Consider the following 13515-nt stretch of genomic DNA (forward strand, 5'->3'; position numbering starts at 1 on the left):
ACACCCATATCGGGCCGGCCATGTCGCTCATCGTCGCCATCGTCGGCCGCCCCAACGTGGGCAAGTCGACCCTGTTCAATCGTCTCGTCGGCAAGAAGCTCGCGCTCGTCGACGATCGCCCCGGCGTGACCCGCGACCGGCGCGAGGGCGACGCGAAGCTCGCCGACCTGCGCTTTCGCATCATCGACACCGCCGGCCTCGAGGAGGCCGATCCCGGCTCGCTGCTCGGGCGCATGCGCGCGCAGACCGAGGCGGCGATCGCGGAGGCCGACATCGTCCTCTTCGTCATGGACGCGCGCACCGGCCTCCTGCCGGCGGATCGCCCCTTCGCCGAGCTGGTCCGCCGCTCGGGCAAGCCGGTCGTCCTCCTCGCCAACAAGGCGGAGGGCCGCGCCGGCGCGCAGGGCGCCTACGACGCCTACGAGCTCGGGCTTGGCGAGCCCATCGCCTTCTCGGCCGAGCACGGCGAGGGGCTGGGCGAGCTCTACGACGCCCTCGTCCTGCACATGCCGGAGGACGACGCCGGCTCCGCCTTCGACGATCCCGAGGAGGCCGACCTCGCCCGGGGCGCCGCCGCCATCGAGGTCGAGCCCGATCTCGACGAGGACCGCGACGAGACCCCCGTCGGCAAGCCCGTCCAGGTCGCCATCGTCGGGCGCCCCAACGCCGGCAAGTCGACGCTGATCAACCGCATGATCGGCCAGGAGCGGCTCCTCACCGGCCCCGAGGCCGGCATCACCCGCGACGCCATCACCGTGCCCTGGGAATGGCGCGACAAGAAGGTGAAGCTCATCGACACCGCGGGCATGCGCCGGCGCGCCCGCATCGAGGAGAAGCTCGAGAAGCTCTCCGTCTCGGACGGCCTGCGCGCCATGCGCTTCGCCGAGGTGGTGGTCGTGCTGCTGGACGCGACGATTCCCTTCGAGAAGCAGGACCTCACCATCGTCGATCTCGTCGAGCGCGAGGGCCGCGCCGTCGTCATCGGCCTCAACAAGTGGGACCTCGTCGCCGACCAGACCGGGCTCCTCAAGGAGCTTCAGGAGAAGGCCACGCGGCTCCTGCCGCAGGTCAAGGGCGCGCCCGTCGTTCCGCTGTCGGGCCTCGCGGGGGACGGCATCGACCGGCTGATGCGCGCCGTCTTCTCGGTCTACGCCACCTGGAACCGCCGCATCTCGACGGCGAAGCTCAACCGCTGGCTCGCCGACGCGCTCGCCGCGAACCCGCCGCCGGCGGTCTCCGGGCGGCGGATCAAGATCCGCTACTGCACCCAGGTGAAGGCCCGCCCGCCGCATTTCGCCTTCTTCGGCAACCAGCTCCACGCCCTGCCGAAGAGCTACACCCGCTACCTCGTCAACAGCCTGCGCGAGACCTTCGAGCTCCCCGGCGTGCCGATCCGCTACTCCCTGCGCACGGGCAAGAACCCCTTCGACAAGGGCTGACAGCCGGCGAGGCGCTCCCGCGCCTCAGGCGGGCGGCGGGGGCGCGCGCCGCGGCGCGACGAGGGCCCGCTGCAGCGCGACCGCGGCGACGACGCCGTCGATCAGCGGCACCCGCAGCCGCGGGGCGATCGCCGGCGCGAGCCCCGCCAGCGGCCCGCCCCCGAGCACGATCGCATCGCAGCCGTCGGCCTCCGTGCGCGCGCACAGATCCGCGAGGGGCTCGACCAGCCGCGTGGCGATCTCCGCGGGGTCCTCCCACCGCGCCCCCTCCAGCACCCGCAGGCTGGCGAGCCGGCTCGTCAGCCCGTAGCGCGCGACGATGGCGCGCAGCGAGGGCTCCACCTCCGGGCCGAACGAGACGATCGAGAAGCGCTCCCCCGCCGCCATCGCGGCGAGGAAGGCGGCGCGCGCGATGCCGACGACCGGAACCGGGACCCGCGCCCGAACCGCGTCGATCGCCGTGTCCCCGAAGGAGGCGAGCACGATCCGGTCGACATCCGCCGCGCGCGCCTCGACGCAGGCGAGGACGGCGCGCTCCGCCTGCGCCGCGTCCGCCTCGGTCACGATCAGCGCCGGGCCGAAGGGCGCGCTCACCGCCTCGACGACGTCGTCCGGGCCCGCCGCCGCCCGCGCTGCGCGGCCGATGGCGCGGGTGACGCCCGCGGACGTGTTCGGGTTGACGACGAGGAGACGCATCACAGGATCACCGAGGGCAGCCACAGGGAGAGGGCGGGAAAGGCGTTCACGAGGAGGAGCGCCACCAGCATCGCCCCGATGAACCACAGCATCGAGGGCAGGATCTGCCCGATCGAGATCTTGGCGATGGCGCAGGTGATGAGCACGACGGAGGCCACGGGCGGCGTCTGCTGGCCGATGCCGAGGTTGATCGTGACGATGAGCCCGAAATGGACCGGGTCGATCCCGAGCTGGTTCGCCAGCGGCAGGAAGATCGGCACCAGCATCAGGATCGCCGGCGTGCCGTGCACGATGGTGCCGGCGAGCAGGAAGAAGGCGTTGATGGCCAGCAGCACCACCCAGTACGAATCCGAGATGCCGAGAATGGCCCGGGCGATCTCCTGCGGGATCTGCTGGTTCGTCAGATACCAGCCGAGCAGCGTCGAGGTGGCGACGATGAACATCAGCATCGCCGAGCGCTTGCCCGCGATCCGCAGCGTGTCGACGAAGCGCGACAGGGTGAGCGTGCGGTAGAGGAGGGCGGCCAGCACGATCGACCACAGGGCCGCCACGGCGCCGGCTTCCGTCGCCGTGAAGATGCCGCCCAGGATGCCGCCGAGGATCAGCAGCGGCAGCGTCAGCGGCACCACCGCGTCCTTGCCGGTCGCGCCGACGCGCGCGAGCGAGAACTTCCCCTCGATCGGATAGCCGCGGCGCACCGAGATCGCGTAGGCCGTCCCCATCAGCAGCGCGCAGACGACGATCCCGGGCAGGATGCCCGCCGCGAAGAGCTGCGCGATCGAGGCGTCGGCGACGTAGGCGTAGAGGATGAGATTGAGGCTCGGCGGCACGATGATCGCCATCGTCGCCGAGGTGGAGGTGACGGCGGCGGCGAAGGCGACCGGATAGCCGCGCTTCTTCATCTGCGGGATCATCACCGAGCCGATGGCGGCGGCGTCCGAGGTGGCGGTGCCGGAGATCTCCGAGAAGAACAGCGAGGTGAGGATGTTGACGTGGGCGAGCCCGCCGCGGATGTGGCCGACGAGGGAGCTGGCGAAGGCGATCAGCTTCTCGGCGATGCGGCCCTGGTTCATCACCTCGCCGGCGATCATGAACAAGAGCGCCGCGACCAGCAGGTAGTTGTTCGCCCCGCCGAAGGGCACGAGCCCCATGATCTGCGGCACGACGGCGGGGTCGAGCAGGATCAGCGTCATCGCCGTGACGCCGAGCACGAAGGCGATCGGCATGCCCATGACGAGCAGCGTCACGAGCAGGATCAGGATCAGGTATCCGGGCTCTATGGGCATCAGGCGTCGGTCTCCGGCAGGAGGCTGTCGGGCCGGATGCGGCCGAGGAGGAGGGCGGCGATCCGCACCGCGCAGATCGCGGCGATGAGCGCCGCGCCGAGCGGCATCGCCCCCCGGAAGAGCGCCATCGGCAGGTCGATCGAGATCAGCGCCCGCCCCGAGAAGCTCGCCGCGGCGATCGCGCCGTACCAGGCGACGAGCGCCGAGAACAGCGTCATCAGGGCGAGGTTCGCCGCCATGACGACGCGCTGGAGCGCCGGCGGCATGGCCTTCACCACGCTGTCGAAGCCCAGATGCTCGTTGGTGCGCGTCAGATAGGCCGCGCCGACGAAGGTCAGCGTCGCGAGGAGATGCGCGGGCAGCTCCTCGCCCCACGACACCGAGGAATTGAGCACGAACCGGGCGAACACCGCCCAGTTCAGCAGGACGAGGAGGAGGCCCGCCAGGCCGACGACCGCCGCGTCGAGCGCGCGGGAGAGCACGCGGTCTGCGGCGAGAACGAAGCGTTCGAGCATGGCGGGCCTCCGGCTCGCTGCGAGCCCGATCGGGGGCTCGGGATCGGGCTCACTGCGAGGCGAGCGCGGCGCGGGTCGCGGCGATCATGTCCGCGCCGATGACGTCGACGAAGAGCGGATCCTCGAAGAGCGGCGCGGCCGCTTCCTGGAAGGCCGGGAAGTCGACCTCGTTGATGGCGATCTTGCCTTCGAGCGCGGCGAGCGTCTTCGCGTCCGTGTCCTCGCCCCAGGCGAAGGTCCAGGGCGCCATCTCGGCGGCGACCTGCTCGATCGTCTCGCGCATCTCCGGCTCCATCCGGTCGAGCAGCATCGAGGAGAAGAGCAGGAAGGTCGGCAGATAGACGTGGTTCGACAGGGACATGTAGTCCTGAACCTCGTAGAAGCGCGCCGAATCGGCCACGTGCGCCGGGTTCTCCTGGCCGTCGATCACGCCCTGGTCGAGGGCGGAATAGACCTCGCCGAAGGACAGCGGCGTGGCGTTGGCGCCGAGCGTGTTGAACATCGCGACCCGCTGGCGGCTCGTGGGGGTGCGGATCTTGAGGCCCTCGAGGTCGGCCGGCGTCACGATCGGGCGCACGTCGTTGGTGATCACGCGAAAGCCGTTGTCCCACAGGGCGAGCAGGCGCACGCCCTTGCCCTCGAAGCCCTCCTTGAGCATGTCGCCGGCCTCGCTCTCGAAGAAGGCCTGCACGGCGGCGCGGTCCTCGAAGAGGTAGGGCAGGTCGAACACGGCGGCGCGCGGGTTGATCTGGCTCACCGCCGAGGCGGAGAGCGAGGCGTGGTGCGTGCCGAGCCCCATGCCCTGGAGCACGTCCTCCTCCGAGCCGAGCGTGTTGCCCATGAAGATCTGGACGTCGATCTCGCCGGGCAGGGCGGCCTCGAGGCGGCTCTCGAACTCCTGCAGGAAGACGTGGGCGAAGGAGCCCTCGGGGAGGGACGAATTGATCTGGACGACCTCCTGGGCAGCGGCTGGCTGCGCGGAGGCGAGGGCGAGACCGAGGGCGGCGGCGGCGATGCCGGAGGCGGCGATCCCGGAGGCTTGGCGAAGCGTCATCGGATGTCTCCTGCGCTGGGCTGCGGACGATCCGAGACAGACATTTTTCGTGCCAGGCCGCGGTGAAAGCGATTTTTCATGACGCCGTCGGGGTTCCGGCGCCGTTATCGAGGCCGCGATACCGGCACGGCGTGCGAGGCGTTGATCAAGCTTTCGGCAGCGGGATCGCGCGTGCGCCCAAAAAGCGGACGCTGGGGAAGCGCGGCTCAGAGCTCGTCGAGCGCGTCGTGCAGGCTCTCGATGGCGGTCAGCCGGCGTCGCCCGTCCTGCCCGGCGCGCTCGATCACCCGCGTCGCGAGGAGGTGGCACAGCCCCATCACCGAGACGTGGCTGAACAGCGGGCCGGGCGCCGCCGTCTGGCAGCGCAGGTGCCAGGAGACGCGGCGGTCGGGGGCGAGGCTCTCGTCGGTGACGTAGGCGATGCGGGCGCCCGAGCGGACGATCTGGTCCAGGATCGCCTCGAGCTTGGCCGGCCGGCGCCGAAGGCCGAACACGACGACGCAGTCCTCCGCCCCGATGCCGGCGAGATGCTCGCCGAGCGTCTCGCCCGGGCCGGGGATCAGCGACACGCGCTCGACCACCTGCAGGATCTGCCAGGCGAGATACTGCGCGAAGGCCGCCCCCGAGCGGAACCCGACGATCCAGACCCGCCGCACCGTGAGGAGCGCCTCGGCGAGCGCGTCGATCTCTTCCAGCGAGAGCGCGCCGAGCGTCTGCTCGAGGTTCGCCGCGCCCTGCTCGGCGTGGCGCACGACGAGGTCTCCGGCCTCGGCGCCGCTCGCGGCGACGCGGTAGAGCGCCGCGCCCGTCTGCCGCTCGGCGCGCACGTGCTGGCGCGCCTCCTCGTAGCCGGCATAGCCGATCTTGCGCACGAAGCGGGTGACGGTGGCGTTGGAGACGTTGGCGAGACGCGCGAGCTCGGTCGCCGTGTAGCTCGCGAGCTCGCCGGGAAAGCTCAGCACGAAATCGGCGAGGCGCCGCTCCGTCGGATGCAGGCGGGGCAGGGCGGCGCGCACGCGCGCGAGGAAGGACGGCTGAGCCTTTGGCGACATCGATCGACGGGACCCGACGAAGCGAGCGGGGCCGTGGCGCCCCGCTCCTGTCTCGCGCACTCGGGCCGCCGGCGCAAGCCGGGCGCGCGCCTCACCCCGCGTCGCGCCGGGCGATCCAGTCGAAATCCGGGTGGTTGGCGAAGCGCCAGGCCCGTCGCGGTCCGGCCATGACGTTGAGGTAGTACATCTCGATCCCGTAGGGCGCGGCGCAGGGGTGGTGGCCCCTGGGCACCAGCACCACGTCGCCGTCGGCGACCGCCATGGTCTCGTCGAGCGACCCGTCCTCGGTGAACACCCGCTGCAGGCCGAAGCCGGTGGCCGGGTTCAGGCGGTGGTAGTAGGTCTCCTCCAGGTAGGTCATGCGCGGGTAGTCGTCCTCGTCGTGCCGGTGCGGCGGGTAGGACGACCAGTGCCCCTGCGGCGTGAACACCTCCGTGACGAGCAGCGAATCGGCGACGTCGCGCTCCTCCATGGCGATCGGGTGGATGCGCCGCGTGTTCGTCCCCCGCCCGCGGGTGACGGCCTCGACCGCCTCCGGCCGGATCACCGTCACCGGGCGCGCGCCGTTGCCCGGCGCGGTGCAGACCGCGAGGGTCAGCGGCGTCGTCGCCCGCGCCCGCCACGAGGACCCCGCCGCGACGTAGACGGAATACGGCCGCTCGCCGGAGAACACGTCCATCCGGCCGCCCAGCTCGCCGAGCGCCGCGCCGCCGGCCTCGATCTCCGCCTTGCCCTCGACGAGGACGAGCATCGCCTCGCGCCCGCCCGTCTCCTCGGCCGCCGTCTCGCCGGGGTTCAGCCGGTAGAGCGCGAACCCCACATAGGTCCAGCCCGCGCTCTCCGGCGTGATGGCGTGGACGCGCCCGTGCGTGCCCACGGGCCTGCGCAGCAGATCGGCCATCACAGAGCCTCCGCGTCGAGCCCGGCCTCGCGCGCGATCCGGCGCAGCGCCTCGAGGCCCATCGACTGGTACACCTTCGGATCGCGGACCGCCGGATCCTGCTCCGCCTCGATCACGAGCCAGCCGTCGTAGCCCCGCTCGGCCGCGATCCTCAGCACGCTCGGGAAGTCGACCCCGCCCTCCGGGTCCCCGGGCACGGTGAAGACGCCGCGCCGCACGCCCTCGAGGAAGCTCAATCCCTCCGCCTCGACCTCGCGCGCGATCGCGGGGCGGACGTTCTTCGCGTGGATGTGGCGCACGCGGTCCATGTGCTTCTGGGCCAGCGCGGTCGGGTCCGCGCCGGCGAAGAAGGCGTGGCCGGTGTCGAGGAGGAGCTTCGTCGCAGGGCCGGTCTCGGCCATCAGCCGGTCGATCTCCGCCTCGCTCTGCACCACCGTGCCCATGTGGTGGTGGTAGACGAGGTCGATCCCTCGCGTGGCGCAATGCGCCGCGAGCGCCTCGACGCCGTCGGCGAAGCCGGGCCAGTCGGCCTCGGCGAGAACGGGCCGCCCGGCGAGCGGCTTTCCGTCGTCGCCGTGGATCGCGTTCGAGGTCTCGCAGACGATGCACACGCGCGAGCCCATCGCCTCCAGCAGGTCGAGCACCGGGTCGAGCGCCGCCTTCTCCGCCGCGACGCCGCGGGAGAGCAGGTTCAGCGAGTGCCAGCCCGAGACGTAGACGAGCCCGTAGGGCCCGAGCGTCGCCTTCAGCGCGGAGGGCTGCTGGGGAAACTTGTGCCCCTTCTCGATGCCGTCGAAGCCGATGGCGGCGGCGTCCGCGAGGCACTGCTCGAGGGTGATGTGCGCGCCGAGCCTCCGGTCGTCGTCGTTCGACCAGGCGATGGGATTGGTGCCGTAGCGGATCATGGGCGTTCGTCCTCGGGAGCGTCCTCAGGGGCGGCGGCGGGCGGCGGCCTGCTCGTAGGCCGCGCGCGCGGCGCGGACCTCCTCGCGGGTCGAGACTTCCGGCACGGCGACGTCCCACCAGGCGCCGCCGGCCTGCGTCGTGATCGTCGGGTCGGTGTCGATGACGATGCCACAGGTCGCGTCCGACGCCCGCGCCCGGGCGAGCGCCGCCTCCAGCTCCGCGACCGAGGACACCTTCTCCGTGCGCGCCCCCATCGCCGCCATGTGCGCAGCGAAGTCGATATGTGCCGGCGTCTCGTGGACGGCGTCGTCCAGGAGGTTGTTGAAGCTCTCGCCCCCGGTCGCGCGCTGGAGCCGGTTTATGCAGCCGAAGCCGCGATTGTCGAGCACGACGACGATGAGCTTCCGCCCGAGCATCACGGCGGTGGCGAGCTCGGAATTCATCATCATGTACGAGCCGTCGCCCACCATGACGACGACCTCGCGCTCGGGCAGCGCCATCTTCACCCCGAGGCCCCCGGCGATCTCGTAGCCCATGGTCGAGTAGCCGTATTCCACGTGGTACCCGTTCGGCCGCGCCGCCCGCCAGAGCTTGTGCAATTCGCCCGGAAGCCCGCCCGCGGCGCAGACGACGACCGTGTCGGCGTTCGAGGCCCGCTGCACGGCGCCGATCACCTGCGCGTCGGAGGGCAGCGCGTTGCCCGACGTCGGCAGCGCGCTCGCCGCGTCGACGGCGGCGTCCCATTCCGCCTTCAGGGCGGCGAAATCGCCCTCGGCCCGCCAGCCGGCCAGCGCCGCGTCGAGATCGGCGAGGCCGGCCTTGGCGTCCGCGACGAGGGGCAGCGCCCCGTGCTTGCCGGCGTCGAAGGCGGCGACGTTGAGGCCGACGATCCGAAGATCGGGGTTGCCGAAGAGCGCCCACGAGCCCGTCGTGAAGTCCTGCAGCCGCGTGCCCACCGCCAGCACGACGTCCGCCTCGGCGGCCACCGCGTTCGCCGCGCTCGATCCGGTGACGCCGATCGAGCCGAGAGCGAGCGGATGGTCGTCGGGGACAGCCGACTTGCCCGCCTGCGTCTCGGCGACGGGCAGGTTGTGCGCCTCGCAGAAGGCGGCGAGGTCGCCCGTCGCGTCCGCATAGAGCGCCCCGCCGCCGGCGATCACCAGCGGCCGCTTCGCCCGGGTCAGCGCGGCGACGGCGGCGGCGAGCTCGTCCGTGTCCGGTCGCGGCCGGCGCGGGCGCCACAGCCGCGCTGCGAAGAAGTCCTCCGGCCAGTCCCAGGCCATGGTCTGGACGTCCTGGCAGAAGGCGAGCGTGACAGGGCCGCACTCCGCCGGGTCGGTCAGCACGCTCATCGCCCGGGGGAGGGCGGACAGCAGCTGCTCGGGGCGGGTGATGCGGTCGAAATAGCGCGAGACCGCCCGGAAGCAGTCGTTGGCGCTGATCGTGCCGTCCCCGAAATCCTCCACCTGCTGGAGCACCGGGTCCGGCAGCCGGCTCGCGAAGACGTCGCCCGGCACGAGCAGGACAGGCAGCCGGTTCACGTGCGCCAGCGCCGCGGCGGTGACCATGTTGGTCGCGCCGGGCCCGATGGAGGACGTCACCGCCATGGCGCGGCGGCGGTTCGAGGCCTTGGCGTAGGCGATCGCCGCGTGGGCCATGGACTGCTCGTTGTGGCCGCGGAAGGTGGGCAGCCGCTCGCGGATCCCGTGCAGCGCCTCGCCGAGCCCCGCCACGTTGCCGTGGCCGAAGATCGCCCACACGCCGCCGAGGAAGGGCACGCCCGGCGCGGTCTCCTGCGCCGCGAGCCAGCGCACCATGGCCTGGGCCGCCGTCAGCCGGATCGTCCTCATCGCATCCCCTCCCCAACGCCCCGCCGGGCCTCGTCCCAGATCGCGCACAGGCGTGCGAAGCGCGCCTGCATGTCGGCAACGGCCGCCGCGTCGTCGATCTCCTCCGCGAGCCAGCCTCGGGCGGCGTCGGCGAAGATGGTCCGCCCCACCGCGAAGCCCTTCACCCGTTCGTGCCGCGCAGCGAGGCCGAAGCTCTCGCGCAGGCCCTCCTCGCCCTCGCCGAGGCCGAGCACCACGATACCCCGGCACCAGGGATCGCGTTCCTCGATCACGGCGCAGGCGCGCGCCCACGCCGCCGCCGACCGCAGCGGCTCGAGCTTCCACCAGTCGGGCTTCACGCCGAGATCGTAGAAGCGTTCCATCGCCCGGGCGGTGGTGTCGTCGTCGAGCGGCCCGGCCTTCGAGGCGACGATCTCGAGCAGGAGCTCGAGCCCGTTCGCCCGCGCCGCCTCGGCGAGGCGCAGCACCACCTCCTCCTGGCGGGCCTTCAGGTCCGGCGCGTCGTCGGGATGGTAGAAGCACAGCACCTTGACCACGTGCTCGAGCGGCCATTCCGCGAGCGCGCTGCCGGTGTCGCGGCCGATCTCGAGCTCCAGCGGGCGCGAGCCGGGCTTCTCCACCGGCCGGCCGATCCACAGCCCCGCCCCGGCGGCCGCCATCAGGGCGTCGCCGCCGAGCCGCGGGTCGCAGAGGATGCCGTAGCCCGCCCGCCCGTCCGCGACGCGCCGCGTCGCCTCGAGGCACAGCGCCTTGAAGCGCCCGATCCGCTCCGCCCCGGCGCCCGCCGCCGCCGCGATCTCCTCGATCTGCGCCCGATGGTCGAAGGCGAAGACGCGAAGCGCCGGCCAGTCCCCGCGCCGGGTCGTCGCCCAATGGATGTGGGCGAGCTCCGGGTCGTGGCGCAGCGCCGGCGTGACGACCCCGCGCCGCAGGAAGAAGTCGAGCTCCTCCCAGGTCGGATAGGAGGGCGCGCAGCCGTGGCGCGAGACGGCGAAGGCGCCGCAGGCGTTGGCGTAGGCGAGCGTGCGCTCCCAGGCCTCGCCGTCGAGCCAGCCCTTCAGCAGCCCCGCCATGAAGCCGTCGCCGGCGCCGAGCACGTTGTAGACCTCGATCGGGAAGCCCGGCCCGGTGAGGCCCTCCTCGAGATCGTCCGGGATCGCGCCGGGAAAGGCGACGGCGCCCATCGGCCCGCGCTTGAGCACCAGCGTCGCGCCCGAGACCGCGCGCACGGCGCGCAGAGCCGCGCGCATGTCGCGGCTGCCGCCGGCGATGGCGAACTCCTCCTCGGTGCCGACGATGAGATCGAAGAGATGCAGCGTCTCCTGCAGCTTGGCGGTGACGGTTCCCGAGGCGATGTAGCGTTCTTCCCCTGCGTCATGCCCGGCCAGCCCCCACAGGTTCGGCCGATAGTCGATGTCGAGCGCCGTGCGCAGGCCCGTCTCGCGGGCGAGGCGCAGGGCCTTCAGCACCGCCGCTTCCGTGCGCGGATGCGAGAGATGCGTGCCGGTGGCGACCACGCAGCGCGCATCCGCGACGAAGGCCGCGTCGACGTCGCCCTCGCACAAGGCCATGTCGGCGCAGTTCTCGCGGTAGAAGATCAGCGGGAACCGCGTTCTGTCGCGGATGCCGAGGATCACGAGCGCGGTCAGCCGTTCGGGATCGGTGATCACCCCGCGGGTGTCGACCCCCTCGCGGGCGAGCTCCTCGCGCAGGAAGCGGCCCATCGCCTCGTCGCCGACACGGGTGAGCACGGCGGAGCGCAGCCCCAGCCGCGCCGCGCCCACCGCGATGTTGGCGGGCGAGCCGCCGACATACTTGCGGAAGGAGGCCATGTCCTCCAGTCGCCCGCCGACCTGCGCGCCGTAGAGGTCGATCGAGGAACGGCCGATCGTGATCACGTCGAGCGTCATGACGCGTGGTCTCTCATGTCCCGGGTCACGCCTCCGCCACCGCTTCCTCGAGCGAGGCGAGCTCCTGGCCGCCGGCCATCATGTCCTGCAGGCTCTCGTAGTCGATCTCGCCCTTGTTCGCCGTGCCGAGCGTCTGACCGCGGTTGAGCACGGTGAAGCGGTCGCCCACCGCGAGCGCGTGGCGGACGTTGTGGGTGATGAAGACGACGCCGATGCCCTGCTTGCGGACCCGCGCGATGGTGGCGAGCACGTTGGCCGTCTGGCGCACGCCCAGCGCCGAGGTCGGCTCGTCGAGGATGAGCACCTTCGCGCCGAAATGGACCGCGCGGGCGATCGCCACCGTCTGCCGCTCGCCGCCCGAGAGCGTCCCCACCGCCTGGTCCGGGCCGCGCAGCGCGATCCCCATCTTGCGCATCTCCTCCTGCGTCACCCGGTTGGCGTGGGCGAAGTCGATGAACCTGAACGGCCCGAAGCGCTTGACCGGCTCGCGGCCCATCCAGAAATTCCGCGTCACCGACATCAGCGGGATCATGGCGAGATCCTGGTAGACCGTCGCGATCCCGTGCCGCATCGCCTCGCGCGGGCTCTCGAGCCGGGTGTGTCGGCCCTCGACGAGGATCTCGCCCCGGGTCGGCTGGTGCACGCCCGACATCGTCTTGATGAAGGTCGACTTGCCCGCGCCGTTGTCGCCCAGCAGGCAATGCACCTCGCCGGGAAAGACCGAGAAGGAGACGCCGTTGAGTGCGATCACCGGCCCGAAATGCTTCTCGATGTCGCGCAGCTCGATGAGCGGGGTCGTCGTCATCAGCGCTCTCCCGTGATCAGGCGGCGCGTATAGGTGTTCATGATCACCGCGAGCAGCAGCAGCACGCCGAGGAACACCCGGAACAGCGAGCTCTCGACGCCGGTGAAGAACAGCCCCTGCTGCACCACGCCGAAGATCAACGCGCCGAGCGCCGCCCCGATCACCGTGCCGAAGCCGCCCGTCAGCAGCGCCCCGCCGATGACGACGCAGATGATCGCCTCGAATTCCTTCAAGAGCCCGCGATCCGCCGCCGCCGAGCCGAACTCCATCACCTGGCAGGTGGCGAAGACCGTGGCGCAGAAGGCGGTGAAGACGAACATCGCGATCTTCACCCGGTTCACCGGAACGCCGGTGTAGCGCGCCGCCTGCGCGTCGCCGCCCGACGCGAAGATCCAGTTGCCGAAGGGCGTGCGGGTGAGCAGCACGTGCGCGAAGACGACGAGGCCGAGCGCCCAGACGATCAGCATCGGGATGCCGTCGACGATAGGCTCGCCTGTGCGCGTGCCGCGGGTATAGGTCGCGATCACCCCCATGTCGGCGAGCCAGACGAAAAGGCCGCCGAGAATCTTGCCGCCGAAGAGCGGCGCCAGCCAGTCGCCCTGCGCCGCCTCGCGTACGCCGCCGACGATCGTCTGGCGCGTGGTCGCGATCGACAGGAAGATGGTGAGCCCCCGCAGGATGAACAGCGAGGCCAGCGTCACGATGAAGGACGGCAGCCCCGTCTTGATCACGATCCAGCCGTTGATCGCGCCGATCAGCATGGCGAGCAGGAAGGCCGCGAGAATCGCCATCCAGACGGGGAAGCCCCAGGCCACGCCGACGATGGCGATCACCATGCCCGAGAAGCCGATCATCGAGCCGACCGAGAGGTCGAACTCGCCGGCGATCATCAGGAGGCAGGCCCCCACCGCGATGATGGCGAACTGGGCCGCGACGACGCCCCAGTTCATCACGCCCTCGGGCGAGAACATGCCCGTGTCGCGCGCGACCAGGAAGAAGAAGACGAAGACCAGGAACGTGCCGCAGATCGCGCCGAGCTCGGGCCTCAGCATGGCCTTGCGCCAGGGCGACATCGGCTTGAGGCGCTCGTCGTGCATGGCG

The 13515-nt window shown here is 71.6% G+C and carries 12 protein-coding genes; 1 reads left to right on the forward strand and 11 read right to left on the reverse strand.

Going from position 1 to position 13515, the window contains the following annotated elements:
* Positions 1 to 20: 20 nt before the first annotated feature.
* A complete protein-coding gene (gene der / locus ABL310_RS10880; RefSeq protein ID WP_349371696.1) occupies positions 21 to 1439 on the forward strand; it encodes a ribosome biogenesis GTPase Der in 1419 nt (472 codons plus the stop codon).
* Positions 1440 to 1463: 24 nt separating this feature from the next.
* On the opposite strand, the gene ABL310_RS10885 is transcribed toward der, so the two are convergent.
* From ABL310_RS10885 to ABL310_RS10935, 11 genes are all read right to left on the reverse strand, one after another.
* Positions 1464 to 2135 carry an aspartate/glutamate racemase family protein gene (locus ABL310_RS10885; protein WP_349371697.1) on the reverse strand — a complete coding sequence of 224 codons (672 nt, stop codon included), beginning with the start codon at positions 2133 to 2135 and terminating at the stop codon, positions 1464 to 1466.
* On the reverse strand, positions 2135 to 3421 hold the full coding sequence (locus ABL310_RS10890; protein ID WP_349371698.1) for a TRAP transporter large permease: 1287 nt from the start codon (positions 3419 to 3421) through the stop codon (positions 2135 to 2137). The genes ABL310_RS10885 and ABL310_RS10890 overlap by 1 nt, the downstream gene beginning before the upstream one ends.
* On the reverse strand, positions 3421 to 3936 hold the full coding sequence (locus ABL310_RS10895) for a TRAP transporter small permease (protein WP_349371699.1): 516 nt from the start codon (positions 3934 to 3936) through the stop codon (positions 3421 to 3423). Before ABL310_RS10895 ends, ABL310_RS10890 begins: the two co-directional genes overlap by 1 nt.
* A gap of 49 nt (positions 3937 to 3985) precedes the next feature.
* On the reverse strand, positions 3986 to 4990 hold the full coding sequence (locus tag ABL310_RS10900) for a TRAP transporter substrate-binding protein (protein ID WP_349371700.1): 1005 nt from the start codon (positions 4988 to 4990) through the stop codon (positions 3986 to 3988).
* 206 nt (positions 4991 to 5196) lie between these two features.
* Positions 5197 to 6042, reverse strand: a complete 846-nt coding sequence (locus tag ABL310_RS10905) for a MurR/RpiR family transcriptional regulator (protein ID WP_349371701.1) — start codon at positions 6040 to 6042, stop codon at positions 5197 to 5199.
* Between the two features lie 91 nt (positions 6043 to 6133).
* Positions 6134 to 6943, reverse strand: coding sequence for a 5-deoxy-glucuronate isomerase (gene iolB, locus ABL310_RS10910; protein WP_349371702.1), 810 nt, complete (start codon positions 6941 to 6943; stop codon positions 6134 to 6136).
* The gene (gene iolE, locus ABL310_RS10915) at positions 6943 to 7848 is read right to left on the reverse strand and encodes a myo-inosose-2 dehydratase (RefSeq protein ID WP_349371703.1); all 906 of its coding nucleotides are present in this window, start codon (positions 7846 to 7848) and stop codon (positions 6943 to 6945) included. The genes iolB and iolE overlap by 1 nt, the downstream gene beginning before the upstream one ends.
* 24 nt (positions 7849 to 7872) lie before the next feature.
* Positions 7873 to 9699 carry a 3D-(3,5/4)-trihydroxycyclohexane-1,2-dione acylhydrolase (decyclizing) gene (gene iolD / locus ABL310_RS10920; protein WP_349371704.1) on the reverse strand — a complete coding sequence of 609 codons (1827 nt, stop codon included), beginning with the start codon at positions 9697 to 9699 and terminating at the stop codon, positions 7873 to 7875.
* Positions 9696 to 11609 carry a 5-dehydro-2-deoxygluconokinase gene (iolC, locus tag ABL310_RS10925; protein WP_349371705.1) on the reverse strand — a complete coding sequence of 638 codons (1914 nt, stop codon included), beginning with the start codon at positions 11607 to 11609 and terminating at the stop codon, positions 9696 to 9698. Before iolC ends, iolD begins: the two co-directional genes overlap by 4 nt.
* Before the next feature lie 25 nt (positions 11610 to 11634).
* Complete coding sequence (locus ABL310_RS10930) at positions 11635 to 12414, reverse strand: ATP-binding cassette domain-containing protein (RefSeq protein ID WP_349371706.1); 780 nt, start codon at positions 12412 to 12414, stop codon at positions 11635 to 11637.
* Positions 12414 to 13511 carry an ABC transporter permease gene (locus ABL310_RS10935; RefSeq protein WP_349371707.1) on the reverse strand — a complete coding sequence of 366 codons (1098 nt, stop codon included), beginning with the start codon at positions 13509 to 13511 and terminating at the stop codon, positions 12414 to 12416. Before ABL310_RS10935 ends, ABL310_RS10930 begins: the two co-directional genes overlap by 1 nt.
* Positions 13512 to 13515: the final 4 nt, after the last annotated feature.

This window comes from Salinarimonas sp., from assembly GCF_040111675.1.
Classification (GTDB): domain Bacteria; phylum Pseudomonadota; class Alphaproteobacteria; order Rhizobiales; family Beijerinckiaceae; genus Salinarimonas.

What these genes read in the sequence shown, in the direction of transcription:
- ABL310_RS10895 (WP_349371699.1), bottom strand. Translation starts at nt 3,936, where the DNA reads ATGCTCGAACGCTTCGTTCTCGCCGCAGACCGCGTGCTCTCCCGCGCG.
- iolC (WP_349371705.1), bottom strand. Translation starts at nt 11,609, where the DNA reads ATGACGCTCGACGTGATCACGATCGGCCGTTCCTCGATCGACCTCTAC.
- der (WP_349371696.1), top strand. Translation starts at nt 21, where the DNA reads ATGTCGCTCATCGTCGCCATCGTCGGCCGCCCCAACGTGGGCAAGTCG.
- ABL310_RS10935 (WP_349371707.1), bottom strand. Translation starts at nt 13,511, where the DNA reads ATGCACGACGAGCGCCTCAAGCCGATGTCGCCCTGGCGCAAGGCCATG.
- iolB (WP_349371702.1), bottom strand. Translation starts at nt 6,943, where the DNA reads ATGGCCGATCTGCTGCGCAGGCCCGTGGGCACGCACGGGCGCGTCCAC.
- ABL310_RS10905 (WP_349371701.1), bottom strand. Translation starts at nt 6,042, where the DNA reads ATGTCGCCAAAGGCTCAGCCGTCCTTCCTCGCGCGCGTGCGCGCCGCC.
- iolE (WP_349371703.1), bottom strand. Translation starts at nt 7,848, where the DNA reads ATGATCCGCTACGGCACCAATCCCATCGCCTGGTCGAACGACGACGAC.
- ABL310_RS10930 (WP_349371706.1), bottom strand. Translation starts at nt 12,414, where the DNA reads ATGACGACGACCCCGCTCATCGAGCTGCGCGACATCGAGAAGCATTTC.
- ABL310_RS10890 (WP_349371698.1), bottom strand. Translation starts at nt 3,421, where the DNA reads ATGCCCATAGAGCCCGGATACCTGATCCTGATCCTGCTCGTGACGCTG.
- iolD (WP_349371704.1), bottom strand. Translation starts at nt 9,699, where the DNA reads ATGAGGACGATCCGGCTGACGGCGGCCCAGGCCATGGTGCGCTGGCTC.
- ABL310_RS10885 (WP_349371697.1), bottom strand. Translation starts at nt 2,135, where the DNA reads ATGCGTCTCCTCGTCGTCAACCCGAACACGTCCGCGGGCGTCACCCGC.
- ABL310_RS10900 (WP_349371700.1), bottom strand. Translation starts at nt 4,990, where the DNA reads ATGACGCTTCGCCAAGCCTCCGGGATCGCCGCCTCCGGCATCGCCGCC.